The organism is Paraburkholderia sp. SIMBA_030 (assembly GCF_046535245.1).
In the GTDB taxonomy this organism is placed as follows: Bacteria; Pseudomonadota; Gammaproteobacteria; order Burkholderiales; family Burkholderiaceae; genus Paraburkholderia.
Genome location: NZ_JAWRXB010001711.1, coordinates 1 through 233, shown reverse-complemented (window position 1 = coordinate 233; position 233 = coordinate 1). Strand labels below are relative to the sequence as shown.

The following is a 233-nucleotide window of genomic DNA, read 5'->3' as shown; positions in this document are numbered from 1 at the left end:
GGCGCAGAAGATGGGCAAGCCGGTCGCCGCGATCAATCTCGGACGCACGCGCGCCGATGAGTTGCTGTCGCTGAAAGTGGAAGCGCCATGCGGCGACGCGCTCGCCGCGCTCGCGGCGCGTCTCGCGGTCAGCTGATGCACGCACGTGCGCGCCAGCTTCATGTCAATTCACAAGGAACGCCGATGCTCACGTCGATAGAAGAACTGGAAGCGCTGTACGGGCAGCCGCACGA

Annotated in this window: 1 pseudogene; it reads left to right on the top strand. The window is 65.2% G+C overall.

Features of this window, described 5'->3' with window-relative positions:
- A pseudogene (locus tag SB772_RS45850) lies at nt 1-136 on the top strand (NAD-dependent deacetylase); the annotation flags it as partial.
- Nucleotides 137-233 lie beyond the last annotated feature (97 nt).